Annotated in this window: 25 protein-coding genes; 16 read left to right on the forward strand and 9 right to left on the reverse strand. The window is 53.9% G+C overall.

The window, feature by feature from the left end; genetic code table 11:
• Positions 1–47: 47 nt before the first annotated feature.
• Complete coding sequence (locus WHS88_08495; GenBank protein MEJ5260212.1) at positions 48–2663, forward strand: hypothetical protein; 2616 nt, start codon at positions 48–50, stop codon at positions 2661–2663.
• Complete coding sequence (locus WHS88_08500; protein MEJ5260213.1) at positions 2660–4078, forward strand: YhjD/YihY/BrkB family envelope integrity protein; 1419 nt, start codon at positions 2660–2662, stop codon at positions 4076–4078. The genes WHS88_08495 and WHS88_08500 overlap by 4 nt, the downstream gene beginning before the upstream one ends.
• On the opposite strand, the gene WHS88_08505 is transcribed toward WHS88_08500, so the two are convergent.
• Complete coding sequence (locus tag WHS88_08505; GenBank protein MEJ5260214.1) at positions 4075–4704, reverse strand: LysE family transporter; 630 nt, start codon at positions 4702–4704, stop codon at positions 4075–4077. The genes WHS88_08500 and WHS88_08505 overlap by 4 nt on opposite strands.
• The gene (locus tag WHS88_08510) at positions 4697–5113 is read right to left on the reverse strand and encodes a secondary thiamine-phosphate synthase enzyme YjbQ (protein ID MEJ5260215.1); all 417 of its coding nucleotides are present in this window, start codon (positions 5111–5113) and stop codon (positions 4697–4699) included. The genes WHS88_08505 and WHS88_08510 overlap by 8 nt, the downstream gene beginning before the upstream one ends.
• Positions 5114–5303: 190 nt before the next feature.
• Here WHS88_08510 and WHS88_08515 point away from each other — a divergent pair, with 190 nt between their 5' ends.
• The 3 genes from WHS88_08515 to WHS88_08525 all read left to right on the forward strand — a co-directional run bounded on the left by WHS88_08515 (position 5304) and on the right by WHS88_08525 (position 7048).
• Complete coding sequence (locus WHS88_08515; GenBank protein ID MEJ5260216.1) at positions 5304–5924, forward strand: lamin tail domain-containing protein; 621 nt, start codon at positions 5304–5306, stop codon at positions 5922–5924.
• A 494-nt stretch (positions 5925–6418) separates the two neighbouring features.
• Entirely contained in the window at positions 6419–6727 is a 309-nt protein-coding gene (locus WHS88_08520; GenBank protein ID MEJ5260217.1) for an RNA-binding protein, read from the forward strand.
• Positions 6728–6844: 117 nt separating this feature from the next.
• Positions 6845–7048: a cold-shock protein gene (locus WHS88_08525; protein MEJ5260218.1), complete on the forward strand. Its 204-nt coding sequence runs from the start codon at positions 6845–6847 to the stop codon at positions 7046–7048.
• A 58-nt stretch (positions 7049–7106) separates the two neighbouring features.
• Here the strand turns inward: WHS88_08525 and WHS88_08530 are convergent, their stop codons facing one another.
• The 4 genes from WHS88_08530 to WHS88_08545 form a co-directional block, all read right to left on the reverse strand.
• The gene (locus WHS88_08530) at positions 7107–7871 is read right to left on the reverse strand and encodes an energy-coupling factor ABC transporter ATP-binding protein (GenBank protein MEJ5260219.1); all 765 of its coding nucleotides are present in this window, start codon (positions 7869–7871) and stop codon (positions 7107–7109) included.
• Complete coding sequence (gene cbiQ, locus WHS88_08535) at positions 7868–8686, reverse strand: cobalt ECF transporter T component CbiQ (GenBank protein ID MEJ5260220.1); 819 nt, start codon at positions 8684–8686, stop codon at positions 7868–7870. The genes WHS88_08530 and cbiQ overlap by 4 nt, the downstream gene beginning before the upstream one ends.
• 96 nt (positions 8687–8782) lie before the next feature.
• On the reverse strand, positions 8783–10792 hold the full coding sequence (locus WHS88_08540) for an ATP-binding protein (GenBank protein MEJ5260221.1): 2010 nt from the start codon (positions 10790–10792) through the stop codon (positions 8783–8785).
• 6 nt (positions 10793–10798) lie between these two features.
• Positions 10799–11617 carry an ethylbenzene dehydrogenase-related protein gene (locus WHS88_08545; GenBank protein ID MEJ5260222.1) on the reverse strand — a complete coding sequence of 273 codons (819 nt, stop codon included), beginning with the start codon at positions 11615–11617 and terminating at the stop codon, positions 10799–10801.
• A gap of 609 nt (positions 11618–12226) precedes the next feature.
• Here WHS88_08545 and WHS88_08550 point away from each other — a divergent pair.
• Positions 12227–13252 (forward strand): cellulase family glycosylhydrolase, encoded by a 1026-nt coding sequence (locus WHS88_08550; protein ID MEJ5260223.1) that lies wholly within the window; start codon positions 12227–12229, stop codon positions 13250–13252.
• Between the two features lie 12 nt (positions 13253–13264).
• Here the strand turns inward: WHS88_08550 and WHS88_08555 are convergent, their stop codons facing one another.
• Entirely contained in the window at positions 13265–13534 is a 270-nt protein-coding gene (locus WHS88_08555; GenBank protein MEJ5260224.1) for a hypothetical protein, read from the reverse strand.
• A gap of 257 nt (positions 13535–13791) precedes the next feature.
• On the opposite strand from WHS88_08555, the gene WHS88_08560 reads away from it, so the two are divergent.
• The 5 genes from WHS88_08560 (at position 13792) to WHS88_08580 (ending at position 19378) form a co-directional block, all read left to right on the forward strand.
• Positions 13792–15156, forward strand: coding sequence for a DUF1015 domain-containing protein (locus WHS88_08560; protein ID MEJ5260225.1), 1365 nt, complete (start codon positions 13792–13794; stop codon positions 15154–15156).
• Entirely contained in the window at positions 15153–16241 is a 1089-nt protein-coding gene (locus WHS88_08565; GenBank protein ID MEJ5260226.1) for an alanine--glyoxylate aminotransferase family protein, read from the forward strand. The genes WHS88_08560 and WHS88_08565 overlap by 4 nt, the downstream gene beginning before the upstream one ends.
• 133 nt (positions 16242–16374) lie before the next feature.
• Positions 16375–17376, forward strand: a complete 1002-nt coding sequence (locus WHS88_08570; protein ID MEJ5260227.1) for an aspartate-semialdehyde dehydrogenase — start codon at positions 16375–16377, stop codon at positions 17374–17376.
• Positions 17377–17434: 58 nt separating this feature from the next.
• The gene (truA, locus tag WHS88_08575) at positions 17435–18178 is read left to right on the forward strand and encodes a tRNA pseudouridine(38-40) synthase TruA (GenBank protein ID MEJ5260228.1); all 744 of its coding nucleotides are present in this window, start codon (positions 17435–17437) and stop codon (positions 18176–18178) included.
• Positions 18179–19378: a glycosyltransferase family 4 protein gene (locus WHS88_08580; protein ID MEJ5260229.1), complete on the forward strand. Its 1200-nt coding sequence runs from the start codon at positions 18179–18181 to the stop codon at positions 19376–19378.
• A gap of 19 nt (positions 19379–19397) precedes the next feature.
• Here the strand turns inward: WHS88_08580 and WHS88_08585 are convergent, their stop codons facing one another.
• Positions 19398–20804: an MATE family efflux transporter gene (locus WHS88_08585; GenBank protein MEJ5260230.1), complete on the reverse strand. Its 1407-nt coding sequence runs from the start codon at positions 20802–20804 to the stop codon at positions 19398–19400.
• Positions 20805–20989: 185 nt separating this feature from the next.
• Between WHS88_08585 and WHS88_08590 the strand changes: the two genes are divergently transcribed.
• Genes WHS88_08590 through folP form a run of 3 tightly spaced genes read left to right on the forward strand, consistent with a single transcriptional unit; the run spans position 20990 to position 24004 of the window.
• Complete coding sequence (locus WHS88_08590; GenBank protein ID MEJ5260231.1) at positions 20990–21970, forward strand: magnesium transporter; 981 nt, start codon at positions 20990–20992, stop codon at positions 21968–21970.
• A gap of 7 nt (positions 21971–21977) precedes the next feature.
• Entirely contained in the window at positions 21978–23165 is a 1188-nt protein-coding gene (locus tag WHS88_08595; protein ID MEJ5260232.1) for a 4-phosphoerythronate dehydrogenase, read from the forward strand.
• Positions 23144–24004 (forward strand): dihydropteroate synthase, encoded by an 861-nt coding sequence (folP, locus tag WHS88_08600; protein ID MEJ5260233.1) that lies wholly within the window; start codon positions 23144–23146, stop codon positions 24002–24004. Before WHS88_08595 ends, folP begins: the two co-directional genes overlap by 22 nt.
• Before the next feature lie 51 nt (positions 24005–24055).
• On the opposite strand, the gene WHS88_08605 is transcribed toward folP, so the two are convergent.
• A complete protein-coding gene (locus WHS88_08605) occupies positions 24056–24403 on the reverse strand; it encodes a hypothetical protein (protein ID MEJ5260234.1) in 348 nt (115 codons plus the stop codon).
• Between the two features lie 595 nt (positions 24404–24998).
• Between WHS88_08605 and WHS88_08610 the strand changes: the two genes are divergently transcribed.
• A complete protein-coding gene (locus tag WHS88_08610; protein ID MEJ5260235.1) occupies positions 24999–25169 on the forward strand; it encodes a hypothetical protein in 171 nt (56 codons plus the stop codon).
• 178 nt (positions 25170–25347) lie between these two features.
• On the forward strand, positions 25348–26418 hold the full coding sequence (locus tag WHS88_08615) for a hypothetical protein (GenBank protein ID MEJ5260236.1): 1071 nt from the start codon (positions 25348–25350) through the stop codon (positions 26416–26418).
• The last annotated feature ends 59 nt before the right edge of the window (positions 26419–26477 follow it).

Here is a 26477-nt window from a genome sequence, read left to right on the forward strand (position 1 = left end):
CTGTTTCGCTGTTTTCAGAAAACGTTTCTTGTTTGGGGAGCTTTCTCATGACCGACCCAAAAATGCGGAAAAAGTCCGTCAAACGAATTGGGATTTGGGCGGGGATTGTTCTGGCGGCTGTTTGTGTGCTCCTGAGTCTTGTTCCGACCCTTCTGTCCAGCCGAATCGGTACGTCCTTTCTTCTGGCGCAGCTGAACCGTTCGCTCGACGGCACCCTGACGCTGGATGATTTATCGCTCGGCTGGTTCAGCGGTGTTCGGGTGCAGAATCTCCGCTGGAAGGATGCCGCCGGACAGACCCAGGTTCAGATTGTTTCTCTGAAGGCCCGCCCGAAGTGGCTGGCCTTGCTGGGAGGCCGAATCGCCCTGACCGATGCCGTGGTGGATGGGCCGTTTATCGAGGTGAAGATGCCTGCTTCAGTTTTGTCGGCCGCCCCGCAGAAATCGGAGCAGCCCCCGCAGGGTTCCCCGCCGTCTGTGTATCGAATCGGCCCCGTTGAATTGGAGATACGGCAGGGGCAGGCCGTTCTGGAGCAGGCCCGTCCGAATGGGCTGCCGCCGGTGCAGCTGCATGTTCGAAATCTGGCTTCGACAGTGATTCTGAACCAATCGGGCAAAGACTCTTCGGTTTCCATCTCGATGGATGTCGGAGACGGAAGCCAGCAGGGGTTCGTTCAGGCCAAAGGGCAGGGGATTGAGGTTCCCTCTCCGGCGGGGCTGGCGGGACTGAGCGGACAGTTTGATGTGGAAATCCGCTCCCTGTCGCTGGCGAGTCTGGCCCCGCTGCTGGCCCTGGCCGGCAAGGATGTCCAGATGGCCGGCACCCTCAACGGCACGGCCAATGCCAAGATTGCCAACGGGCAAATTCAGACGCTTCAGGCCTCCGCCGACCTGACCGGTTTTCAGCAGGTTTTCGAAGGCCAGACCCTGCGTCTCGAACAGCCGGTCAAGCTCCGCACGCGGCTGTCCGCCCGGGCGGATGAATGGCTTATTGAACAGATGGAGCTGGAGTCTTCGTTTTGTCGGCTGTCCGGAAAGGGCGGTCTGAATGCCCTGGAATATACCCTGTCTGCGGATTTGGCCCAGACACAGGCCGTTACGGCTCCTCTGGTGGACTGGAAGGGCTATAAAGTCGCCGGGCTTTTGACGGCAGACGGAAAGGTTCTGCGGAATCAGCAGGCTATAGAGGCCTCCGGAAAACTTGCCATTCGGGATTGTGTTCTCAGGCAGGACAGCAAATCCGTCGTTTTGTCTGAACTGAGCCAGAATTATGATTTAACCCTTTCTCCGGACTTTCAGTCGGTTCAGATTCGCCGGTTTGAATTGGCTGCCAAGCCGATTGGGACGGTCAGTCTGTCGGATGCGAAGGCGAACTGGAGCCGGCCCGACGTGGAAGCAGTGCTCGCCTTGACGGGAACGGTGGATTTGAAGAATGCGGTACCGCTGGTCAATTTCTTTTATCCGCTGCCTGCAGACCTTTCGCTGGCGGGGGTCCTGCGGCCGAATGTCCGAGTGGAAATGAAAGAAGGGCTTCTTCGTGTCCTGACGGCTTCGACGGAACTGGACAATCTGACGGTCAGCAAGGCAAACATGGAACCGTTTGTCAGCCGCAAGAATACCCTGAAAGCGGATATTGCCTGGGATTTGAAGAAGAATGAGCTGCGGCATCTGAAAGATTTTGAACTGAACAGTGACGCCGTTCGCGTTCGCGGCAATCTCCAGCAGACGGCTGCTCCGGACAAATCCCAGATTGCCGGGCAGGCCCAGGCGGAATATGACTGGAAGGAGGTCTCGTCGCTGGTCCGCCCTTTTCTTTTGGACGGATTGACGCTGGAGGGGAAGCGGAATGACCAATTCAGTTTTTCCGTCAGCAAAACTTCTTCGGGAATCGACTGGCAGACACTGGCGGCCAATGGCTCGTTCGGTTTTCAAAGGGCTTCTTATAAAGGATTATCGATTGGAACGGTGGATCTGAAACTGAAGGCCGACAAGGGAACAGCGGCGATTGACCTGGCGGATACGCCGGTCAATAACGGCGTCCTCCGGCTGGCGGGGGATATCGACTTTAAAAATCAGCCGCCTGTGTTTCGTCTGCGGAAACCGATGGCTGTGCTGGAGAAAGTCCAGATTAATGATGAGCTGACCCGAAATCTTCTGGAGTATGTCAATCCGCTGTTTGCCAATGCCAGCCGTGTCTCCGGTGTGGCGGACTTTTCCTGTGAGGAATTGGTGCTGCCGCTTCAGGCCGAACGAAAGGACCTGCTGAAGCTTAAAGCGGTGCTGGCGCTCAGCCAGGTCACCATGCGTTCAGACGGTTTTCTGAAAGAACTGCTGAATGTCATCGGCGGCGACCCATCCGTTGTTTTGACGCTTCATCCGACTCCTCTGTCCCTCGACAAAGAGGTACTGTCTTACCAGAATATGCAGGTGGATGTCGGGAAGAATCCGATTGTTTTTTCCGGTCAGGTCGGGCTTGACCGGCGGCTCCGAATGGAGATGAAAATGCCCTGGACGCTCAGCGGACAGACCGTTCGTTCCGGCGAGAGTCCGTCGGACCAGATTGTTCTGCCCGTCCGCGGCACTATAGACAGGCCTCAGGTGGACTGGAACAGACTTCTCCAGCTCAATCTGGGCCGAATCCTTTTAAGGGAACTTCTCAAGTGAAAACCATAATTCAGGGACTCAGGCAGCGGTTTACGTCGCCGGCGGAAGAGTTGAGCCGATGGGCAAGGTTTCTGGTCTTTCAGTTTCGCATCTGGCGGCACTGCATCCGTCTGCTCCGTGTAAACCGATTCGGCACGCAGGCGGCAGCCCTGTCTTACTATACCATCTTCGGCCTGGTGCCTGCGGCCATCGTGATGCTGATGATTTTTCAGATGTTTCCGGCCTATCGCGACGTCGGTGCCAAGGTGAGGGCCTTTGTTTATGAGCAGATGAACCTGACACGCCTGGAGTATCCGACGGACAGGGTGGTCGGGCCGCGTCCGGACGGACAGGTTCCTCCAAAAATCAGTGTCGCCGAGAAACTGGATGAACTGACAGACCATTATCTGGGCCGACTCAATGCCGGCGCCGTCGGTCTGGTTAACGGGCTGGTGGTGATTTATGCAGCCATAGGGCTGCTGTCCACGATTGAAAAGGCCTTTAATGTCATCTATCGGGTTCCCACCGGCCGTTCCTTTCTGAAACGAATGGTCAATTACTGGTCCCTGCTGACCCTCGGGCCGCTGCTGCTGGGCGTCGGAATTCATCTGAGCACGCAGGTGATGATGATGAAGGGCGTGCATCAGGGACTGCTTCCGTACATTCAGCCCATTTTGCCTTTTTTGATTAGTGTTGTGCTGTTTTTCTTCCTGTATTACATGCTTCCGAATACGACCGTTCGTCCCGCGGCCGCTTTATGGGGGGCTTTTGTGGCGGCGGTGCTGTGGACGTCAGCCAAATTTCTTTTCGGTTTGTATGTAACCAAATTTGTCCCCTTTAATGTCGTCTGGGGGATTTTGGGAATCATTCCGCTGACGGTTTTTTGGATTTACTGGACATGGATTTTCATTTTATTCGGTCTTCAGTTGACGTATGCGGTTCAGAACCTGCGTACGCTGGATGCCGCGGAACTGGCTCGAGCCCAGCGGATTTCGGATGTCTGTCTGCTGGCTAATGATCAGACGATTGCCCGTATGGTTGAGTTTGTTCTTCGGGTTTTTGAACAGAAAGAGGAACGGCCGGTCAGTGTGGAGCAGGTGGCTGCTAATCTTCAAATGCCCGTTGAGGTGGCCCGCCGCCTGCTGGACCAGCTGGTCAAGGGCAGGATTTTATGCCATACCAACGAGCCGGTGCAGGGGTACGTTCCTTCCACAGACGGGGCTCATCTGACGCTGGCCGACATCAGCCGCGTCGTCGAATCACTCAGCTATGGACAGGCCGACCCGATTCATAACCCCAAAATTGCAGCGGTTTTCGATAAAATCCGCCGGGAACTGGCCCAGTACACCCTCAAGGATGTTCTGGAGCCATTTCGGAAAGAGGAGATGAAAACGCCGCTTTCGGCGGTCGAACCGCAGGACAGAGAGGGTACTTAAACCCAAACGGCGTCCAGCAGAAAGCGAAGGCCGAACCATCCGAGGGCCAGGGCACAGAAGCCCAAAATCCATTTTTGATTTCTTTGGTTCAGCAGGCCGGCCCCATAGAAGACGCTGAACGATAAGATTGTCAGCCAGACCCAATCACAGAGCCAGTGAACCGCGGCAAAAAGGACCAGGGCCGTTCCCCCCAGTTCTTTGGCTCGCATCGCCAGATTCAATCCGACCGTCGCCCACCAGAAGAGGAAATAAGGATTTGTGGCTGACAGAACAAAACCGGTCATCAGGGGGCCTTGGGGCGAACCGGACTTCGGAGTCAAATCCGGTTTTCGAATTTCCCGAAGCATTCCGACACTCATCCACAGCAGAAAAAGGCCCCCGACAGCGCCGATCAGAGTCCGAGTCAGGGGCCGTTCAAAAAACACAGACAGCCCGAGCATCAGCAGGAAAATCAGCGGAATCTCCAGGATTCCGTGTCCAAATGCAATCAGGGTTCCGGCCCAGCGGTTCCGGCTGCCCTGAGCCAGGGTAGCCGTTGTCACCGGCCCCGGTGCCATCACACCCGACAGAGAAATCACAACAGTCTGAATGAGAAAAGAAAGGAGCACTGCAAACGCCTCATTCACCGATGATTTTCACGAGAACGCGTTTTCGGCGTTTCCCGTCAAATTCGCCGTAGAAAATCTGCTCCCACGGCCCGAAATCCAGTTTTCCGTCGGTTACGGCCACGACCACTTCCCGCCCCATAATGGTTCGCTTCAGGTGGGCGTCCGCATTGTCTTCGTACCCGTTATGTCGGTACTGCTCATAGGGTTTTTCCGGAGCCAGTTTTTCCAGCCAAACCTCAAAATCATGATGCAGCCCCGGTTCGTCGTCATTGATGAAAACAGAAGAGGTAATGTGCATCGCATTTACAAGACAAAGCCCCTCTGTAATGCCTGATTCCGCTAGGCACTGCTCTACCTGCGGCGTGATATTAATTAATTCTCTTCGCCGTGAAGTCTGAAACCAAAGTTCTTTCCGATACGTTTTCATAATGGACCTCTCTTTGCGTATTTTGCACAGCTTTGCCTAAACATCTTTCCGGCAGAAGTCTTTTTTGTCAAAGGACAAACCAAAAATCTTGACAAGAAACTGCTCAGAGGATACAATAAAGTGGATACAGCAGAGAGAAAATATGCATGGGGGTTTCAAAACACGAACATTTTAGGCAGGAGAGGTCGAGATGAAAACAATCACATTTCTTTTCATTGGGTTGGTTTGCTGTGCTTATGCTCCGGCGACGATGCGCATTACCGAATGGATGTACGGCGGAGCCAACGGGGAATTTGTCGAATTTACCAACGTAGGTTCAACCCCGATTGATTTGACCGGCTGGAGTTATGATGATGACAATCGAAGACCCGGTCAATTCAGTTTAAGCCCTTTCGGCATTGTGGCCCCCGGAGAGTCCGTCATTATTACCGAATCAGCGGCGGCATCATTTCGGACGGCGTGGGGACTTTCTTCTTCCGTGAAAATCCTGGGAGGTTATACCAACAATCTTGGACGAAACGATGAAATTAACCTGTATGATGCGCTGGGCAATCTGGTTGATCGGCTGACGTTCGGAGACCAGAATTTCCCCGGCAGCATTCGCACGCTGAACAAAAGCGGAAATATTCCGCCTGCCAAGCTGGGACAAAATGATGTGTACAGTGCGGTTTTATCGGCTGTAAATGACGAATATGGTTCGTTTGCTTCGACCGGCGGGGATATTGGAAATCCCGGCTACTACATTCCCGAACCGACTACGTTCGCTTTGCTGGCCGCCGCAGGGGCTCTTGCCTTGCGCAAAAAAAGATAAGAACCGCCGAAGCGAAACTGAGCGGCTTCTCGGCATAGAATATCGTTTCATCAAAAGCTTGCCGCAGAGGAAGAAGATGCTTTTTAAAGAGATGCTCTTTAAGAAGAGGAGTGTATAAGGCCTTAAGAGGCATAATCTGTCTGTTTTGTCCTGATAAAAAAATATTTTTTTCTTGATTTTTTGCCGATAACAGAGATAATAGCGAGTGAAATGACTGGACACGGAATATGTGTACCTCAATGAAAGAGAGAACGCTCCCTTCCATTGCTCGTCATTTCGCAGAACGTGCAATTTGAGTCAGGAAGGTTGGATTATTACCGGTCAGTTTTGGACATTCAGGACCCTTCAGAGAAGTCGGTTTTCAAGAATTCCTTGCCCCGCGAGTCATTTCCGAGTCAGGATTCATCCGAAAACATCCTTCTTGTGCGGTTATCTCCTCTGCGCATCGGCGCCGGACGGAGTCAAACGGAATAACTTTTGAACAAGGAAAAGCCATGAACATTTATGTAGGGAATCTGTCGTTTGACGTAGTTGAAAGTGATTTGCTCCGTCTGTTTGAAACATTCGGCCGCGTCACCTCCGCCAGCATTATCAAGGATAAATTCAAGGGCCGTTCCCGCGGGTTCGGTTTTGTGGAGATGCCCGATGATTCCGAGGCTCAGGCGGCAATCGATGCGCTCAACGGCCGGGAATTGATGAACCGCCCGCTGACCGTCAATGAGGCCCGGCAGCGTCCGGAACGGGCTCCGCGAAGCGGAGGCGACCGGCGGCCCAACCGCGGCGGCGGACGAAGACGGTTTTAGCCGTTCTCTCTCAACAGGTACGGGCCGGTGTTCTTGTTTGCTCTCCGGAAGACAGGCCCTTTTACAAAAGCAGGAGAGCGAATTCAGTAGGGGCATTCAGCCCCGGGAGTACAAGCAATGGCAAAAGGTACAGTCAAGTGGTTCAATGACAGCAAGGGATTCGGCTTTATTTGTCCCGAAGAGGGTGGCAGCGATTTGTTCGTCCATCATTCGGAAATCCAGGCCAGCGGATTCAAGTCCCTCAAGGAGGGCCAGAAGGTCGAATACGAAGTCGGCCAGGGCAAAAAAGGCCCCTGCGCGACCAAAGTCAAGCCCTGCTAACCGGGCCGAGCTGCGAATGAACTTCAAAGCCCCGTCTTTCCGGCGGGGCTTTTCTTTTTTATCCGGCGGGCGGTTTTTTCCCGCAGACAGGACAGTCCTGAAGCCGAAGCGGTTTGCCCAGCCGGGCCTTCCGGAGTACTTCTTCATTTTGAAACACCTCTTCCGTCGGGCCGTCCAGCAGCACTTTTCCTCCTTCCAGAACAATCGTCCGCTCACACAAATCCATGGCCAAGTCCAGGTCATGGGTGGCGATGATTTTCGTATGTTCAAAGGACCGCAGCAGATCAATCAGCTCCCGTCTGGCCTGAGGGTCCAGATTGGCACTCGGTTCATCCAGCAGGAGGATATCCGGGCTCATCGCCAGAACGGAGGCGATTGCCGCCCGCCGTTTTTCTCCGGCGGAGAGCCGAAACGGCGGACGATTCTGCAGATGCAGCACACCTGTACGGCGGAGGGCTTCCTCCACTACCGGACGGACCTGCTGGGCATCCAGCCCGAGATTGCGCGGTCCAAAGGCGGCATCCTCATACACCGTCGGCATAAACAGCTGGTCGTCCGGGTCCTGAAAAACCATTCCAACAGTTTTGCGGATGGCCGGCAGGGTTTGACGGCTGACCGGAAGACTGCCGATTCGAAGCGTTCCTTTGCTCGGCAGCAGGCATCCGCACAGATGCAGCAGCAGGGTCGATTTGCCCGCGCCGTTGCCTCCGACGAGGGCCACAGACTGACCGTGGGTGATGCGGAATGATATTCCCTGCAGGGCCGCCGTCCCGTCCGGATAGGTATAGTAAAGATTGTCTGCCTCAACCAGATGATGACTCATCCTGATATTCCTTTAAGAAACCGCTCCCACATTGCAGCGGGGCTAACCCAGCGGAAAACTACGAAAAAAGCCGTCCAGAAAAAGAAAAAGACAATGTCTTGTCGGTTTATATGGAAAGTCTGTGTTGTGGGGATCCGGCCTTCAAACGCCCGGCAGTACATGGCCTGACTGATGCGCTCCGCCCGTTCGAGGGTTCGGAGTAGCAGACTGCCGGCCATCCCCCGAAATGAAAGCAGACCGGTTCCCCGCCCGTCGAAGCTGCGCAGGGAACGGGCCCGAAGCATACGGGCGGCTTCCTCCGTCAGCACAAACAGGTAGCGATACAGAAAGAGAATCTGCAAAACGAACAGTCGCGGGACCTTCATTTTTTCCAAAGCCGCGCAAACGCCTTCAAGGCCGGTCGTTGCAATCAAAATCAGCACACCGCCGACAGTCAGTCCAAACCGCAGCAGAATGGAGCAGAACGACAGCCAGCCGCCGGTAACCGAAAGAGCTCCGATTGACAGGACAGTCTGACGGTCCAGCAGGGGGTTCCAGATTCCCAGCATCACGGCCAAAGGGCTGACGGCTGCGAGCCGGCGAAGGAGGAAACCCGCCGGCACATGAGCCGCCGTCATCAGATAGAAGGGGTAAAGAAAGAACGGGAACAAGGCCGAAACGGCATATTTGGGAAAGGAAACCACGCATACCAGAAAAAAGACGGTTGTCAGAACCTTGATGCGGGCGTCCAGCTGATGAATCGGGCTTTCCTGCCGTGCCAGCTCATCCATTCGGCCTAAATTCAGCAAAATGTCCTGTCCGGCTGTTCCCGTCATCTGATGTTCCCCTGGTTCAAGGTTATTTTGACAAATTGTATCGAAGAGAAAAGAGCGGGTCAATGAGGCGGATAAGGAATCAGGAAACGGCTGGGGTCAGTTTTTTGCGGCAGTGTTTTTGGACAGATACTTCTGCAGGACATGCCGGAGGGCTTTTCGATCAATCGGTTTGCTTAAATAGCCGTCACAGCCGGCTTTCAGGCACTTTTCATCATCCCCTTTCATCGCCAGGGCTGTCAGAGCGATAATAGGCAGGGTCAGTCCCTTGGCTCGGATGCTCTGGACGGCTTCCAGTCCGCTCATTACCGGCATCTGCATATCCATCAGAACCAGGTCGAAGGGTTCACGCAGGACCGCCTCGAGGGCTTCCTGGCCGTTTTCGACGATAACCGCCTGCAGCCCTTCTTTTTCGAGGAGCAGGCGAATCAGCATCTGATTGGCTTTGGCATCCTCCGCCACCAGGATTCGCCCCGAAAGATGAATCTGCTTCGTGTCCTCCTCAGAGGGCTGCTGAACGGCCTTCTCTGCGGTTTCGTATCGGTTGTGGGATGTCTGTTCCGAAGGGTCGATGCCGGTCGGAAGCTGAATGGAAAAAACCGAGCCCCGTCCGACCGTACTGTGAACCGTGATTTTTCCGCCGAGCAGCTGAATCAGACGCCGCGTAATCGAAAGGCCCAGCCCCGTTCCGCCGTAGCGACGGGTCATACTGCTGTCGGCCTGTGTGAAGGCCTCAAAAATCACAGCCAGTTTATCTTCCGGAATCCCAATACCCGTATCTTCCACATCAAAGCGGATAAAGTCGGTATTGTCCTGCTGTTCTTTCATAACGTTGATAAACACATGCCCTTTTTCCGTAAACTTGATGGCGTTGCCTGCCAGATTAATTAAACACTGACGCAGGCGTACAGGGTCCGAACGCAGCATCCCGGGCAGGTCGCTGCATTGGAGAATTTCAAATTGAAGACCTTTGGCGGCCGCCAGCGGGTGCAGCGTGGAGAACAGGTCCTCCAGGAATTCCGACAGCGAAAAATCAATCATCTCCACTTTCAGTTTGCCGGCCTCAATCTTCGAAAAGTCTAAAATGTCGTTAATCAGCTGCAGCAGCATCCGTCCGTTGTTCAGAATCATCTGAATATATTCTTTTTGGCGCGGAGAAAGCTGCTCCTCCTCTTTCAGCAGTTCACCGAAACCGAGAATGGCGCTCATCGGGGTGCGGATTTCGTGGCTCATATTGGCCAGAAATTCGCTCTTCATTACATCGGCTTTGCGCACCTCCTCCAGCAGTTCCAGCAGATGGTCATTGCTTTTGCGAAGTTCCTCCTCCGTCTGCTGGACCCGTTCAGCCATTTGATTGAGCCGCAGGGCAGCCTGACCAATCAGGTCGGAATGGGGCTGTTCAATCCGATGCGATAAGTCTCCCTGGCGAATGGCATCCGCAGCTTCAATCATCTGTTTTAAATAGTACTTCAGCAGCAGATATAGGGTGCTCACCACGCCGAGAATTGCCGCTTCCGCCGCCAGCAGGAACAAGCTGATAAGAACCTGAGTGTGTTTCAAATCAGCCGTCAGCTGCCCCAGGGTTTGCTGAATATCTTCCTGGACAAGCCGACAGCAGGAAATGGCTTTTTCTTTGGAATCCTCCAGGATTGTGCTGATGGCCTCCAGGGATTCCCGAGCCAAATCTCGACTCGGATCTTTAAAGTATGTGGATTGATAGGCGTACAGAAGCGTCTTGCATTTTTTTACATTATTCCGGAGCTGCTGATGAAGGAGCGTGGGACTGTCTGTTCCGGTTTTCAGTTCTTTCAGAAGCTCTTCAATCCGGCGAAGATGGTTCAGCGAAGGTTCAATATCGCTGGATTGATTCAGCCAGCTGGTTCGAAAGGTGTAGGCAGTTTTCGAAAACTCAAAGACAATTTCAGACAACAGCCCCAATTCTCTGATTTCACCCTGAACGTGGTGCTCAATCTGCTCGTTGGTTTGGTGGTGAAAATAAATGGACAAGAGGGCTATCAGCAGGAGCGCAGCAAAGATAATCGCTGCCCCTGCCTGAGCGACCGTGGAAAAGGAGCACGTTCTGGGAAGTTTTCGAATCCAATTGAACATTGTTTCTTAAGGATGGGGCGGTTCAATAACCAGGTACAGTTTGTCAAAAGCATTTCCGGTTCGGTACAGGGGCTGCTGCCACTGGGGTTCGATGCCCGTGCCGGCCATTTCATAGAGAGTAGCGGCAAAGAGATAGGTTTGTCCAATCTCGAATTGGACATCATCCTCATGACCGGTTTGGAGGGCCCGCTGAATCTCAAGGGTCCAGGTTCCGTCCGCCCATTGACCTTTGCCGCGAATGTCCGCTCGGCTGCCGGACGGCTCCTGCGGATAATAGCGAAGAAGAACATCTCCCTGATAGTCGAAGAAAAATTTTTCCGTATAAGCGGCTTGTCCTTCATCCCCCGTTCGACGCAGGTAAAGTGTGCCGTATTGGTTCGAAGGCAGGGCCAGCGATTCGGCCTGCGGTTCCAGAGTCACCTCCTGCTGCTTGTCATCCAGATATCCGCTCGGATTGGTTCGACAGGCCTTCCAGAACCAGATGTCGGCTTTGTGAGGCTCCAGCTGCTCCGGCGACAAAGACAGATTCTCCCCGGTCAGCCGCCATTTGAGCACCAGCATATCCTCCTGGTCATTGCCCGGCTTGTAAATCTGCTCTGCAGCATCCCAGAACCAGCTCTTGTGCGATTCGGACGGGGCACTGTCCGGATAGACCACCAGAAAGAAGATACTTTGTCCGTTGTGAAAGGCCTTCAGCCGAATCGGCCTCTGAGAAGATGCATCCAAGGTTGTAATCTCCGGCAGTTCCGCCCAAACCGGTTCGTTGGCTGCTCCGTCAGTCAGAATGGCGGTTTGGACATAACGGCAATGCAGTGTCAAATCCATTGGTTCGCGTTTCGGCGGTACAAAATCTGTAAACTCGTCTTTCTGTTGAATCGGCCGTGGAATACAAATCCCTTTTTCAGATGATTCGGATTTGACCGATGATTCGGGTTGGATTTGAGCGGCGGGGGACTGTGGTTTTGGAGTCGCTGCCTGCGCCTGTCTTTTTCGACAGGCCCACGTTCCTGAAAGGATGATTGCTCCCGCTATGCTCAGAAGAAAAAGTGTCTGCCTTTTCACAAGCTCTTTTTCCTTAAGAAGAATGTGCCAAACGGTAACCTGCCTGTTTTTTCCTTCGTCGTCTTTTTTGTCGGACTTAATAGAAAAACAAGGCGTTCGAAAACTGTTTTTTCGATTTGTTATGGTTTTATTTAATAAAGAGTTATGCTTTTTGAGCCTCCTCCGGTGAAAATCGGATGGCTGGAAAGAAAAATTATCGGACTTCTTGGAGAAAAACACTTCGCCTGAGTTTTGGGAAGGGTTATAATACCCAGAGAATATTTGCGGTTCACTGCAATGATTCGAAAGAGGGAACCAATGATTACCAGACGTGATTTCGTCAAAGCCGGGTTCGCTTCAGCCGCTGCCTTTTTTTCCCGGAAAACTCTCGCTATGGAAAAGATTTCTCCAGAAAAAGTATCGTTTCCCCTTTATCGCGGGTTCAATCTGCTGGAGAAGTTCAGCGGACAGGGACCTCGTCGGGCGTTTGTCGAGAAAGATTTCGAAATTATGGCCGACTGGGGCTTTAATTTCGCCCGTCTTCCAATGTCCTACTGGCACTGGGCGGACAAACACGACTGGTTTTCGATTCGCGAGGATGTTTTGGAGGATATTGACCAGGCCGTTGAATGGGGCCGGCAATATGGGATCCACGTGAACCTCAATCTGCATCGAATCCCCGGGTACTGCATCAATAACCGCAAGGCCGAACCTGTGGATTTGTATGAGGATACGCCGGAAAACAGGCAAAAGGCCCTGGAAGGAGCCGTATTCCATTGGAAAATGTTCGCCCGCCGTTATAAAGGAATCCCCACTACGCAGCTGAGTTTTGATTTGATTAACGAACCGCCGTATCTGCCGGATGAGACCCGCCACGTAGAAGTTGTTCGGGCTCTGGTCGAGGCCATTCGTCAGGAGGACCCGGAACGACTCATCATTGCCGACGGAAAGGATGTCGGCCGCTCGCCTATTTGGGGAATTACTGATTTGGGGGTTGTCCAAAGCACACGCGGCTATGACCCCGTCAGTGTGAGCCATTACCAGGCCCCCTGGATGCCGCCGAATGCCTTTCAGACCCGGCAGATTCCGACCTGGCCGCTCAAGGCCGATGACGGTACGATTTGGGATAAGGAGTATCTGAAGGAAAAATTGGTCAAGCCCTGGAAAGAGCTCGAAAAGCAGGGGGTGCCCGTTCATGTCGGCGAATGGGGATGCTTTAACAAGACCCCTCACGACACAGCACTTCGGTGGATGGAAGATTGGCTGCAGTTATGGAAAGAGGCCGGCTGGGGACATGCGTTATGGAATCTAAGGGGCGATTTTGGTGTGCTCGACAGCCGCAGAGCGGACGTTCATTATGAGCCGTTCAGAGGGCATCAGCTGGACCGGAAAATGCTGGAACTCATTCAGAAGTACTGACAGAATGCTTTTTTATTTTGCCCGCATCCATTCTTCCAAATGTTTCGCCAGAAGTTCGGCACTCTTTTTCTGAAGAATGTGCTGGCGAATAGGGTCCGGGATTTTCATCTGGAGCAAGGCCTTTTCGACCCGTTTCCAGAGCGATTGACGCTGCCGTTCGGTTTGGGCCAGATAAATCTGACTGACCAGTTCCTGAATTCGTCCCAGAACAATCGTATCCAAATGCTGATAATAGTTGGCGATGATGTTTTGCTGATAGGGTGTGTAATCTTTTTGGGCCATTGACAAAATCCCTGTCTTGGGTATTGTACCATCCTGTTTGGCCTATCCTAAGTCTTCCCGTCGTTTCCGGCAAGGGAGTTTCTAAACGAAAAACACAGAAACTTTGTATAATTTGGCGAAAAAATCATATAATTTTCTTTGCGTTCTTTATTTTTTTTGTTATATTCACCAACAGTTGTGAGGGCCACTTCTTTTATTGTTCTATTTGGTGCAATAAAGGACTCAAAAGGAACATAAGTTTTAATAATAATTCAAATATGGACATAAAACCTTTTCGTGCTCTTCGTTTTAATCCCGAAGTCGTTGGGGACCCGGGGACCTGTATTGCGCCGCCCTATGATGTGATTGATGAACAGGCCCAGCGGGAATTGTATCACGCCAATCCTTATAACATTGTACGGGCGACAAAAGGTCTGAAATATCCGGAAGATGATGAACGGTGCAACGTTTATACGCGGGCTGCAGACTATCTCCGGGAGGCCATTCAGCAAAAGGCTCTTGTCTATGATGAACAGGAGGCCCTTTACGGATATGTTCAGGATTTCACGATTGCGGGCAAACGCTATCAGCGGAGCGGAATTGTCGCCCTGGGACGTCTGGAACCCTTCGGGAAGGGAATTCGTCCTCATGAAAAGACCCTCGACGGGCCCAAGGCGGATCGGCTGAATCTGATGCGGGCGACCGCCGCTCAGTTCGGTCAGATTTTTATGCTTTATGACGACCCGTCCCGGACGGCCGAACAAATGATTCAGGAAGCGATGCAGAAATCGCCTGTTCTTGACTTTACGGATAAGGAAAATGTTCGGCATCGGCTGTATATCATTCGGCAGGAACAGGCCGTCCTCCAGTTTGCTCAAATGATGAAATCCAAATCCGGCATTATTGCAGACGGCCATCATCGCTATGAAACGGCCCTCAATTACTGGCTGGAGACCCAGAATCCAAATGCTCAATGGCAGATGATGACCTTTGTCAACACCTACAACGAAGGGCTTGTCATTCAGCCGACGCATCGCCTTCTGTGGGGCTTGTCCGATTTCTCTGCTGCGGCTCTGCTGGATGCGATGAAGGCCGACTTTCAAATCGAACGCCTTGGGTGGACGGATGAGCCGCAGAAGAAGCAGGCCTGCTCCAACATGTTTGAACGAATGAAAACACTTCAGATGCAGGAAAAGTCTGCTTTTGGGTTTTATGCGGGCTCCGGTGCCTTTTATGTCCTGACGCTGACAAATCCGCAGGCGATGGAACGTATTGCACCGCAGATGAGCGAAGCTTCTCGGCGGCTGGATGTGAATATCCTCCATCGGCTTATTCTGGAGCAGCATCTTCATATCAACGATGAAAAGCTGGCCCGACAGGCCCATATTGACTACATCAAGGATTTGGGGGATGCAATTGAGCAGTCTGTTGGCCGCATCGACCGCGGACAGGCCCAGGCCGTTTTCTTCCTGAATCCGACCCCGATGAGTCATGTTCGGGCCGTGGCCGAGGCCGGCGAAAAAATGCCCCAAAAGTCCACGTTCTTTTATCCCAAAGTGTTCAGCGGGCTGACGATCTATACAGTCGGCGCCGTTCCGCAAAAAACGGTTCAACGGTCTTTAAAACAGGAGTGTTCACGATGACAGACTGGAAAAATCCCCCCAAACTCTTCATCCCGGGCCCGGTTCATGTTCTGCCGGAGGTCCTCCAGCAGCTGGCCCGTCCGACGCTGGGACACCGCAACAAGGAATACTCCCAGCTCCACAAAGAAACCGTGGACATGCTCAAGAAAATCCTCTTTACGGAGCAGCATGTCTTTCTGTGCACCTCCTCGGCGTCGGGCATCTGGGAGGCCAGTATCCGCAACTGTGTCAAGAAGGACGAACCCATCCTGTGCACCATGTGCGGGGCGTTCAGTGATAAATGGGCTGATGTTGCTCGTTCCTGCGGACGGATTGTGGATGAGCTGAAGGTCGAATGGGGACAGGCCACAACGCCTGAGCTGATTGACAAGGCCCTCTCAGCCAAGAAATATGCCGCCATTACCCTGGTCTATAACGAAACCAGCACCGGCTTGACCAATCCGGTCTATGAAATCAGCGAGATGATGAAAAAGAAATATCCGGATGTGCTGGTTTTTGTCGATGCCGTCAGCGGCATGGTCGGTCTGCCGATTCATTTTGACCAGCTCGGCTGGGATGTGGTCTTCGCCTCCGTCCAGAAGGCCTTTGCGATTCCGCCGGGATTTACGGTAACGGCCGTCAGCAAACGGGCCCTCGAAAAGAGCAAATCCGTTCCCGAGCGGGGCTATTACTTCGATTTCCAGGCCTTTGCCAAATCCGCGGAAAAAGACCAGACGCCGACTACCCCCTCGATTCCGCATATTATGGCTCTGCATTATCAGTGTACGCGTCTGCTGGCCGAAGGCATGGAAAATGTCTGGAAACGGCACAAGGCAATGGGGGAATATGCCCGGGCCTGGGCCAAAGAACACTTTGCGCTCTTCTGTGAGGAAAAATATGCCTCCAACACCCTTACCACGGTCAAAAATACACGCGGCATTGATATTCCGACCGTGATTAAGAACGTTCAGGCCAAGCACAACGTCCTTTTCGGCAACGGCTACGGCAAGCTTAAGAATGAGACCTTCCGGGTGGCCCATATGGGCGACATCACCCTCGAGGACCTCAAGCAGGTGCTGGCCTGGATTGAGGACGAAATCAAATAACCGGATTTCGCCGCAATTTTCAAGGCCTGTCGAACCCTTCGGCAGGCCTTTTTTTTGCCGTCTATTGCAATATCCTTTCAAACAGGATATATTGGTTCGGTTAAACAAACGGAAAGAATCAGGAGTCAAAACAATGGCCAAAAACATTGCAATTGCCGGGGTTACCGGTGCGGTCGGGCAGGAGTTCCTGAGAATTCTCGAGGAACGAAATTTCCCCTTTAACCAGTGCCGAATGCTGGCTTCCAGCCGGTCTGTGGGCAAAAAAGTCACCCTGAAGGGCAAAGAATATACCGTCGAGGAACTGACTCATGACAGTTTCGAGGGGGTGGATATTGCCCTGTTTTCCGCCGGCGGGGCGCGCAGCAAGGAATTTGCCCCCTCCGCCGTCAAGGCCGGGGCCGTCGTGGTGGACAACTCTTCGGCCTTCCGGATGGACCCCGATGTGCCGCTGGTTGTGCCGGAAATCAATCCGCAGGATATTTACAAGCACAAAGGGATTATTGCCAACCCAAACTGCACAACCATTATTGCGATTGTCGTCGTCTGGCCGCTGCACAAGGCCAACCCAGTCAAGCGCATGGTGGTCAGCAGTTATCAGGCCGCCAGCGGGGCGGGCCAGTCTGCCATGCTCGAACTGCTCCAGCAGGCCCGCGAGGTCCTCGACGGCAAGCCCGTCACTGTCAAGAATCTCAAGTACCAGCTGGCCTTCAATGTGTATTGCCACGACTCGAAAATCGGTCCAAACGGCTACAACGAAGAAGAAATGAAACTGGTCAACGAGACCCGCAAAATCTTCCATTGTCCGGATATTGCGATTACAGGAACCTGTGTGCGGGTTCCGGTCCTGCGGGCCCACAGCGAGAGCATTAACCTGGAGTTTACTCATCCGATTACGCCCGAGGAAGTCCGCCAGCTCCTGAGCGCGGCCCCGGGTGTAAAAATTATCGATGACCGGGCCAACAATCGGTTCCCGATGCCGCTGGATGCGACGGGCAAGGACGATGTATTTGTCGGACGCATTCGCCAGGATGAATCCATCCCGGACAACCGCGGCATCAATCTGTGGGTTTCGGGCGACCAAATCCGCAAGGGGGCGGCCCTGAACGCCGTTCAAATCGCCGAGAAACTGCTTTAACAGCAGGAGCTTTTCAGGTACTCTATAGGCCGGTTTTTATCCGGCCTTTTTTTATGTGATGGACAGAAGAAAGATTAAACTGACCATTCAGTACAATGGAAGCCGCTTTCACGGCTGGGCGGCCCAGCCGGGGCTGCCTACTATTCAGGGGACAATCGAAGAGGCCTTTGAAAAACTGTGCGGTCAAAAGGTTGAAGTGGTTGGCTCTTCGCGTACGGATGCCGGTGTTCATGCACTCGGTCAGGTTGCTCATGCGGTTCTGGCGGATTGCCCCGTCCCGACCGCCAATCTTCAAAAGGCCCTGAATCGGCTTTTGCCCGAAGACATCGCCGTGGCGGCTGTGGAAGAGGTGCCCGACTCTTTTGATGCCGTCTCCGATACGCGAAGCAAACTGTACCGCTATACCATCCACAACGGCTCCGTCCGTCCGGTGCTCGAGATTCACCGCTGCTGGCATTATCCCTATCCGCTGGATATTGGGGCCATGCAGCAGGCCGCCGAACGGCTTTTGGGCACCCGTGATTTTAAATCCTTTGCCTCTGCAGGCGACCAGCGGCTGTCCTCTGTCCGAACCGTAACGCTCTGCCGGGTTCAGAGCGACCCGCCCTGGATTACGGTGGATATCGCCGCTGACGGCTTTCTGTATAATATGGTTCGCAACATTGTCGGCACCCTCGTCGAAATCGGGCGCGGACGCTGGCGGCCGGAGGAGATAGACCGGATTCTGGAGGCCAAAGACCGTGCGGCTGCCGGTCCAATCGCTCCGCCCGGCGGGCTTTGTCTGATGGAGATTTTTTACTGAATGAAGATTGTGCACATTATCACGCGTCTGATTGTCGGCGGGGCACAGGAAAACACCCTGATTACTTGCCGTCTTCTGGCCCGTCGCGGTCATGAGGTCGTGCTGGTTACAGGGCCGGCCGTCGGTCCGGAAGGGGCTCTCTTTGAGGAGGTCCGCAAAGACGGATACGAAGTCATTCTCCTGGATGAACTTTGTCGGGAAATCTCTCCGATGAACGATGTATCCGCCTATTGGAAGCTCAAGCGGCTTCTGAGTCGGCTGAATCCGGATATTGTCCATACCCACTCGGCCAAGGCGGGGATTCTGGGCCGCTGGGCCGGCTGGGCCTTAAAGGGCAGGCTTGCCGGTGGAAATCCTGTTCGCCCCTTCGTGGTTCATACCGTTCACGGGCTTGCGTTTCATCCGTATCAAAGCCGTCTCCTGAATCGCTTTTATATTGCCATGGAGAAGGCCGCCGCCCGCCGAACTGATGCCTTTCTGACTGTGGCGGATGCGATGACGGCACAGGCCAAAGCCGCCGGCATCGGTCTGGACAAACCCTGGACGACCGCCTATTCGGCCATAGAAGAAGAGCCGTTTGTCAATCCGCCTTCCGAGGAAGCCAAAGCGGCCTTTCGCCGGCAGTACAATCTGCCCGCTGAGGCGGTCGTTATTGTCAAAATCGCCCGGCTCTTCCACCTCAAGGGGCACGAGTATGTCATTCGTTCCGCCCAGACCCTGGCTCGGACCTGTCCGAATGTGTATTGGCTTTTCGTCGGCGACGGCATCCTGACTGAACAGCGAAAAGAGGAAATCCGACGGGCCGGCCTGGAAGAACGGTTTCGTTTTACCGGTCTTCTGCCTCCTTCCCGGATTCCGCTGGCCATCCATGCCTCTGATTTCCTTGTGCACTGTTCGCTGCGGGAAGGTCTTGCTCGCGTCCTGCCTCAGGCAATGCTCTGCGGCAAACCCGTCGTCAGTTTCGACATTGACGGCGCCCGCGAGGTGGTTAATCCCTCCACCGGATTTCTGATTGAACCCGAAAATGTCCAGCAGCTCATTTATGCCTGCCGGCAGCTGATTGACAATCCCGCTCTGCGGATGCAGCTGGGACAAAATGCCCGCCGCTCCGTTCTGGGCAAATTCGCTCCCGAAACGATGGTCAATACCATTGAGTCCGTCTATCAGAGACTGTTCAGCGAAATATCGCAGAAGTGCTGAACAGTCCTGACGGGCTTTTTTATTCCCGGAACCGTGCCTTCTCGAGCTGGTGCAGTTTTTTCCACACACCCGTTCGGAAAAAGAAGAAGAGGGCGGCCGCCCGGAAGGCCCAGTCGGCGGCGGTTGCCGTCCAGACACCCGCCAGTCCCCAGCCGAGGAAGAAGGCCAAAAGCCAGGTTCCTCCCAGCCGGAAAATCACGGTGCTGACCAACCCGACATACAAGGCCGACTTGGTATCCCCGGCCCCGCGAAGGGCGCCGATAAAAATAAAGGTAAACGCCATAAACGGCAGTTCCAGCCCGGCTATCCGCAGAGCCGTTCCCGCACCGGCCAGCACGTCCGGTGTTGCCCCGAATATCCGGACCAGCTGCGGTCCCCACAAGGCAAAGACGATGCTTAATATCCCCATAAAGACCGCCGAGACCGCCAGCATCCGCCGAACGGCGAATTCGGCAATGTGCTCCAGCTGCGCCCCAACGGCCTGCCCCACGAGGGTTGTCGCCGCCACAGCCAGCCCCCAAACCGGCATATACGCGAACGATTCCATCTGGACAGCCAGTTGATGCGAAGCCAAAGCGGTTGTCCCCAGCATCGCCACCAGCCGCATAAACAGCACATAGATAAAGGTATTGGACAGGCGTTCCGCCAGGGCCGGAGCCGCCAGATACCACAGCCGATGCAGCATGACTTGGGTTGGTTTGAGGAAATGGTTCCAGCCCAGACCGATGCTGCGGCGGGAAAACAGGGTTCCCAAAGAGACCGCCGCCCCGGCTGTTCGTGCCAGCACCGTTCCCCAGGCCACCCCGTAAAAGCCCATTTTCGGCACTCCCAGGCCGAACGCCAAAACCACACTGGAAACCAGGTTTACGACATTCATCAGGACCGAAATCCACATCGCCCGCATTACATCCCCTTTGCTGCGGTGGATGCTGTTGCTCGTAAACAGCGGCAGCCCGAATACGCAGGAGAGCATCAGAATCTTCAGATAGCGGCTTCCGGCGGGCAGGACCGCCTCCGAAGCCCCCAGCAGATGAATGATTGGTTCTGAAAGCCAATAGCCGACGGCGGCAATCCCCGCCGCCGTGGCAAACGAAAGGGTCAGGGACAGGGCGGCATAACGGCAGGCCGTCTGCCGATCTCCCTCCCCCCAGGAACGCGAGACAATGGATGCCGTTGCAATCGCCAGGGCGATATAGGGGGCATTGATAAAAAACATGGCCAGCCCGGCCAGTGCGGATGCCGCCAGGAAGTTTTCGTTCCGAAGCCAGCCGACAATCAGGGTGTCCACGAAAAACACCAGCGAAAAGAGCAGATTTTCAAAGACAGCCGGAGCCGCCAGCGCCGCCAGCGTCCGGTTCAAATTCCGCAGACGCAGATTCAGCCGTTTAACGGGCTGTTCGATGGAGTAGGATTCACTGTCCGCCATTTGTTGATACCATTCGTTTTTGCCGAGTCCAAAACAGAACAGGATAAACAGGCCCGGGCCGAATCGCAATCAAAAACAGCGGGGGCCCGACGTCCCGTTGGGATGCTGAATTTGTCCTTGCCCTCGGCTGTCCGGCCTTTTACACTGATGTTTTTGGAAAACGACGGTTCAGCAGAGCGACAGAAATGGAACCCAAAGACCCCATTTATCATTCTGTGATGACGATTGCCGGTCGGGACATTACCGAACTGCAGGAGGAATGGACCGTTCAGCAGGCGCTGGAGGACATCCGAAGCCGCCAGCTGGGTGACCGCATCATGTATTTTTATGTGGTGGATGCAAACCGACGTCTGGTCGGTGTGATTCCGACCCGGCGGCTCCTGACGGCGCCTTTGCAGGAGCGGCTGTCTGAAATTATGATTCGCGATGTCATAACGATTCCGCATACGGCGACCGTCTTTGATGCCTGTGAGCTGTTTGCGATTCATCGGTTTCTGGCCCTTCCGGTCGTCAACGACAAACAGCAGATTGTCGGGGTCGTGGATGTGGGGATGTTTACGGATGAAATTTTGAGCGTTGCGGAACGCGAGCGGATCGCCGAAGTCTTCGAAATTATCGGCTTTCGGGTCTCGCAGCTGCGAAACGCCTCGCCGATTCAGGCCTTTCGGGTTCGGTTTCCCTGGCTGACGGCCACCATCGCCAGCGGTACGATTTGTGCTCTGCTGGTCGGTGTGTATGAGCTGACGTTGGCCAAGACCCTTGTGCTGGCCTTCTTTTTGACCCTTGTGCTGGGGCTGGGCGAGAGTGTGAGCATGCAGTCAATGACGGTTACCATCCAGGCCCTGCGTTCGATGCGGCCGACGCTTCGCTGGTATCTGTCTTCTCTGGTTCGTGAGGCGGGCACATCTCTCCTGCTCGGGGCGGCCTGCGGGCTGGCCGTGGGAATGATTGTCTGGCTTTGGCGCGGCGCCGGCCTGCCGGCTTTGGTCATTGGCGGCAGCATCCTTCTGTCGCTTTCTACGGCTTGTTTTCTCGGTTTGAGCATTCCGGCCCTTCTGCACGCCCTGAAACTGGACCCCAAAGTCGCCGCCGGCCCGATTACGCTGGCACTGGCGGATATCTTTACGGTTCTGATTTATTTTACGCTGGCGTCTTTTCTTTTGTGAGGTTCCTGTGAAGATTGTTGCAGACCAGAATATTCCGTTTGTTCAGGAATGCTTTTCCTCCCTCGGGGAAGTTCATGTCTGTTCCGGCCGGCAGATTACGCCCCAGACTGTTCGGGACGCCGACCTGCTGCTTGTGCGGAGCATCACGCCTGTCAATGAAGCGCTTCTGGCCGGCAGCCGCGTGCGGTTTGTCGCCACGGCCACCATCGGCACGGACCACGTGGATACCGAGTACCTCGAGCGGGCTAAAGTCGCCTTCGCTTCCGCTCCCGGCTCCAACGCCAACAGTGTTGCCGAGTATGTTGTCGCCGCGCTGCTTCTGGTTGCCAAACGCCGTCGGTTTACGCTCGAAGGGAAAAGCATCGGCATCATCGGGGTCGGCAATGTCGGCTCCCGGGTGGATGCCAAATGCCGGGCCCTCGGAATGAAAACCGTTCTGAACGACCCGCCGCTGGCCCGCATGACCGGCGACAGCAAATACCGGCCCCTTGAAGAAGCCCTGGCCTGCGATATCCTCACACTGCATACCCCGCTGACAGAAGACGGGCCCGATGCTACGTACCACCTGGCTGACGAAATCTTCTTTTCCGCCCTCAAAAAAGATGCTGTCTTTCTCAATACTGCACGAGGAGCGGTGATGGAAACCGCCGCCCTCAAAAAAGCAATCGAATCCGGCAAAACCTCGGCGGTCATTCTCGATGTCTGGGAGAATGAACCGACACCCGACCCCTGGCTGGTTCGTCATGTGGACATTTCGACCCCTCATATTGCCGGCTACTCCTTTGACGGAAAGGTGAACGGCCTTTTGATGATTTACCGCGCCGCCTGCAAATTCCTGAACGTGGAACCGCAGCATACGGAAAAGGATTTTCTGCCGCCGCCGGCTGTGCCGCAAATCGAAATTACCCCGGAGCAGATTCAGTCATCATCTGAAGAGGTCCTCCTGCACGAAATCGTCCAGCAGGTCTATCCCATTGGGCGGGATGATTTCAATATGCGGGAAATCCTGCAGGTGCCCGCCGAGCAGCAGGGGGCTTTCTTTGACCGTCTCCGCAAGGAATATCCCGTTCGCAGGGAGTTTCAGAACACCCTTGTCAAATTGCCCCGGGGGGCGGATGCGCTGGCTGCCAAACTGGCAGGGATTGGGTTTCAGGTGGAGATGGAAAAGTCGCGATGGAACCCCTTCCGCAGGTAATCGTCTGGCCCGCCGGCAGGCTGGATTTTTCCGCCGGCCCGCTGGTGATGGGCATTTTGAACGTCACGCCGGACTCTTTCAGTGACGGCGGAGATTTTTTCGAAACGGACAAGGCCGTCGCCGCCGGAGTTCTAATGGCTCAGCAGGGAGCGGCCATCCTTGATGTCGGGGCGGAATCCACGCGTCCGGGCTCGCGGCCTGTTCCTGCCGACGAACAGATTCGCCGGGCTGTCCCCGTCATTGAGGCATTGGCCCGCCGGGTGAGCATTCCCATCAGCATTGACACCAAAGACCCCGAGGTTGCCGAGGCGGCTGTCCGGGCGGGGGCCTCTATTCTCAATGACATTACCGCTCTGGCAGATGAGCGAATGGCCTGTCTGGCCGCCGAGAAACAACTGCCGGTTGTGCTGATGCATATGCAGGGCACTCCGGAAACGATGCAGCAGAAGCCCCGGTATGATGATGTGGTTGCAGAGGTGAAGGAGTACCTGCAGAGCCGGGCGGCCTATGCCCAATCCGTCGGCATTCCCCGCGAGCGGATTTTTATCGACCCGGGCTTCGGCTTCGGCAAGACGACCGAACACAATCTTCTTCTGCTGGGGCATCTGGAGGAGTTCGTCGGTCTGGGGTATCGGGTACTGGTCGGCGTCAGCCGCAAGCGTTTTATCGGTCAGCTTACCGGCCGGGAGAACCCCAAGGAGCGGCTGTTCGGGACCGCCGCCGCCGTCGCCCTTGCGGCAGCCAAAGGGGCCTCCATTCTCCGTGTCCACGATGTGGGGCCGATGGCCGACGTCGTCAGGGTCGCCTGTGCAATCGCCGCCGCGGATTCCTCTGTTTAAGGGCTCGGCGGCTTATTCGGCCGTTTTGTGCAGCCGCCGCGGAAAGGCATCTCAGGGCTGTTTCGTTTGGCCGGTCAAACAGGATTTCGGAGCAAAATACAGAACAAGTGTTGAGCCGGAATCAATTCCGTATAGTTTCAATGTTTCCGGATCGGCGTTGGATACGTCAAATTCAAATGTACTGTCTTTCCCGATTGTTTCTGTTACAAGAACCCGGTACAGTTTTTTGTCCACAAGATAGCAGACACCGTCTTCCGGCGCTTCGTAGGAGATTTTCAGACCGCCGCCGACCGCCTTGGCACAGCTGGGGAGCCCTTTTGTCGTCGGCCAGTATATCGAGCACCCTCCTGCTGTTAACAGGATTCCTAATGTGAGCCGCATGAAGTTTTGTCTTCGCATAATTTTCTCTCCTTTTCACTGGTTCTTTCCCAATTTCTTTTTATTTTATTCGTCGATTCGGGATAGGTCAAGAGGATTTTACAGTTTGAGAGATTAAGGACGCTGCAGGAGCGGCCGGGAACCAGCTTCCTGCTGTCCGAGGAAAGAAAAAAACGAAGCACGAAAACCGGCGAAAGGCGAGAGCAAAAGAACAGTTATCAGTTATCAGTCATCAGTTATCAGTCATCAGTTATCAGTCATCAGTCATCAGTTATCAGTTGTCAGTCGTTAGCGAACAGCAGAAGAAAAGGAATAACCCTTCGGTTCCCCGGGTTTGCGCCCGGGGCTAAAGGAGATGCATCAGCTCAGTGATGCCGGTGAGCAGACGAGGGAGTGGATGCAAACAGACGGGTGAGATTGGAGGAAACGTGAGTAAGGCAAAAGGAAAGTATAAAGGGGAAAGAAGGGTGCGCATTGGTTTGTGTTTGGTTTTCCTGCTGAAATTTTTTTTGACAGGACGGATTCTGTTTTGTAAAAACGTCGATAGAATTTTGTGTTCTCAGGAGATTTTTAGAACCGTTAGACGAAGATTTGATTGCATGGAAGGGGTGATCTTATGTTCGGCTTCTTCTGGGATGACGAGGAGGAAGAATCGAAGGATTATGAGGATTGGGGACCGGAGGATTGGGAAGAGTATTTCAGTATGGCCGAAGGCCGGTCAGAGGAAGAAGGCGGGGAGGATGAGCCGGATTTAGAGGACGAATTTCCCGAGGAAGACCTTTCGTAAACAAGTTTCCCTATAACACATCCCTTTGTCAGGTCTTTATTGTTTGGGATGGTGGGATATTGTTTAAAGTGAAATAAGGTCTGAAGAAGGGGGACTGTTTCTTCAGCTTCTCTGTATAGACTGGTTGCGGAATGTTTTTTGAACCTGGTCATGCACCCGAAAAGGAACGGCCGACCCTATGGAACATGACAAGATTGCCGCCTGCCCAAAGAGAGAATCCTCTTCGTTGTTCATGAATTCCTGTCAGTGGTATTATGATGATACGGGATACTATCATTATCTGCTTTTGAACGGGTCTCTGCAAGTCCGCAACATGGTTATTGCGCAGCTTCGGAAGAACGGTGTCAAGGTTCTCTGTTCAAACAAAAGTTTTCGGCCGGCCTCCAACGGGCTGCGGTATGACTGGTATATCCGGATTTCGGACGAAAGCAGCGAATCGATTAAAAAGGCCCTTTCTTCCTGCAGGGTTTTGCCGGCAAAAACTGCCGACGAAAAAGGCTTAAAGAAGGAGGATTATGAGCAGCTTGTCAGACAGGCGTCTGTCTGGAAACAATACAATATCCGGCACAAGAAAAAGATTGCGGAGCTGCGGAAGCAGCTGCAGGAGAAATATTCTGAAATTGAACGGCTCCGCAGCGGGATGGTGCTGGAGACATCCGAGATGCTCGAATTATACAAAGAGGAGAACGACCAGCTCCGAAAACAAAAGAATGAGTTAGAAAAATTCTATGGGGAAGAGATTGAGAAGCTCGAGGAAGAAAAGAGGGGTCTGGAGAACCAGTGTTGCATCCTGCAGTCTCAACTGGACTCTTTTGCAGGCAAGGGGTCTGATTCCAGTTCGGATTCGTCCGACTGTGCCAACTCCAGTGATGCTTTTTCTGTTTATCGCCGGACCGTGGAGATTCTGCTGGACGGTGTAGAACTGCTCCGCGGTTCCTGGGATGTTCTTTACAAAGAATTGCACCCCGATTTGATTTTCGAGGTATGGCGGCATATCAAAGAAATCCGCGAAAACCCGGCCGAATGGAGAAGGCAGTGGAAGAAACTTCATGCTGCGGAGGACTGGTACGAACGGCATCTCGGCAAACGATGGAGACTCTACTGTTCGCAGCGTAATCAAAAGATACGGGTGCTGATTTCAGAAAAAAAAGACCAGCTGAAGGATCTGTATTATCTGAAAAATTATCAAAGCGGAAACCAGGGAGCTAACAACCATGGCGGCGAAAAAAGATTTGCAGCAGAGCGTTGAAGCTCTAGTTATTCTGCAAGAGGAAATCAATTTGCTGAACAGACAAATTGAACATTGGA

The organism is Anaerohalosphaeraceae bacterium, from assembly GCA_037479115.1.
GTDB lineage: Bacteria > Planctomycetota > Phycisphaerae > Sedimentisphaerales > Anaerohalosphaeraceae > JAHDQI01.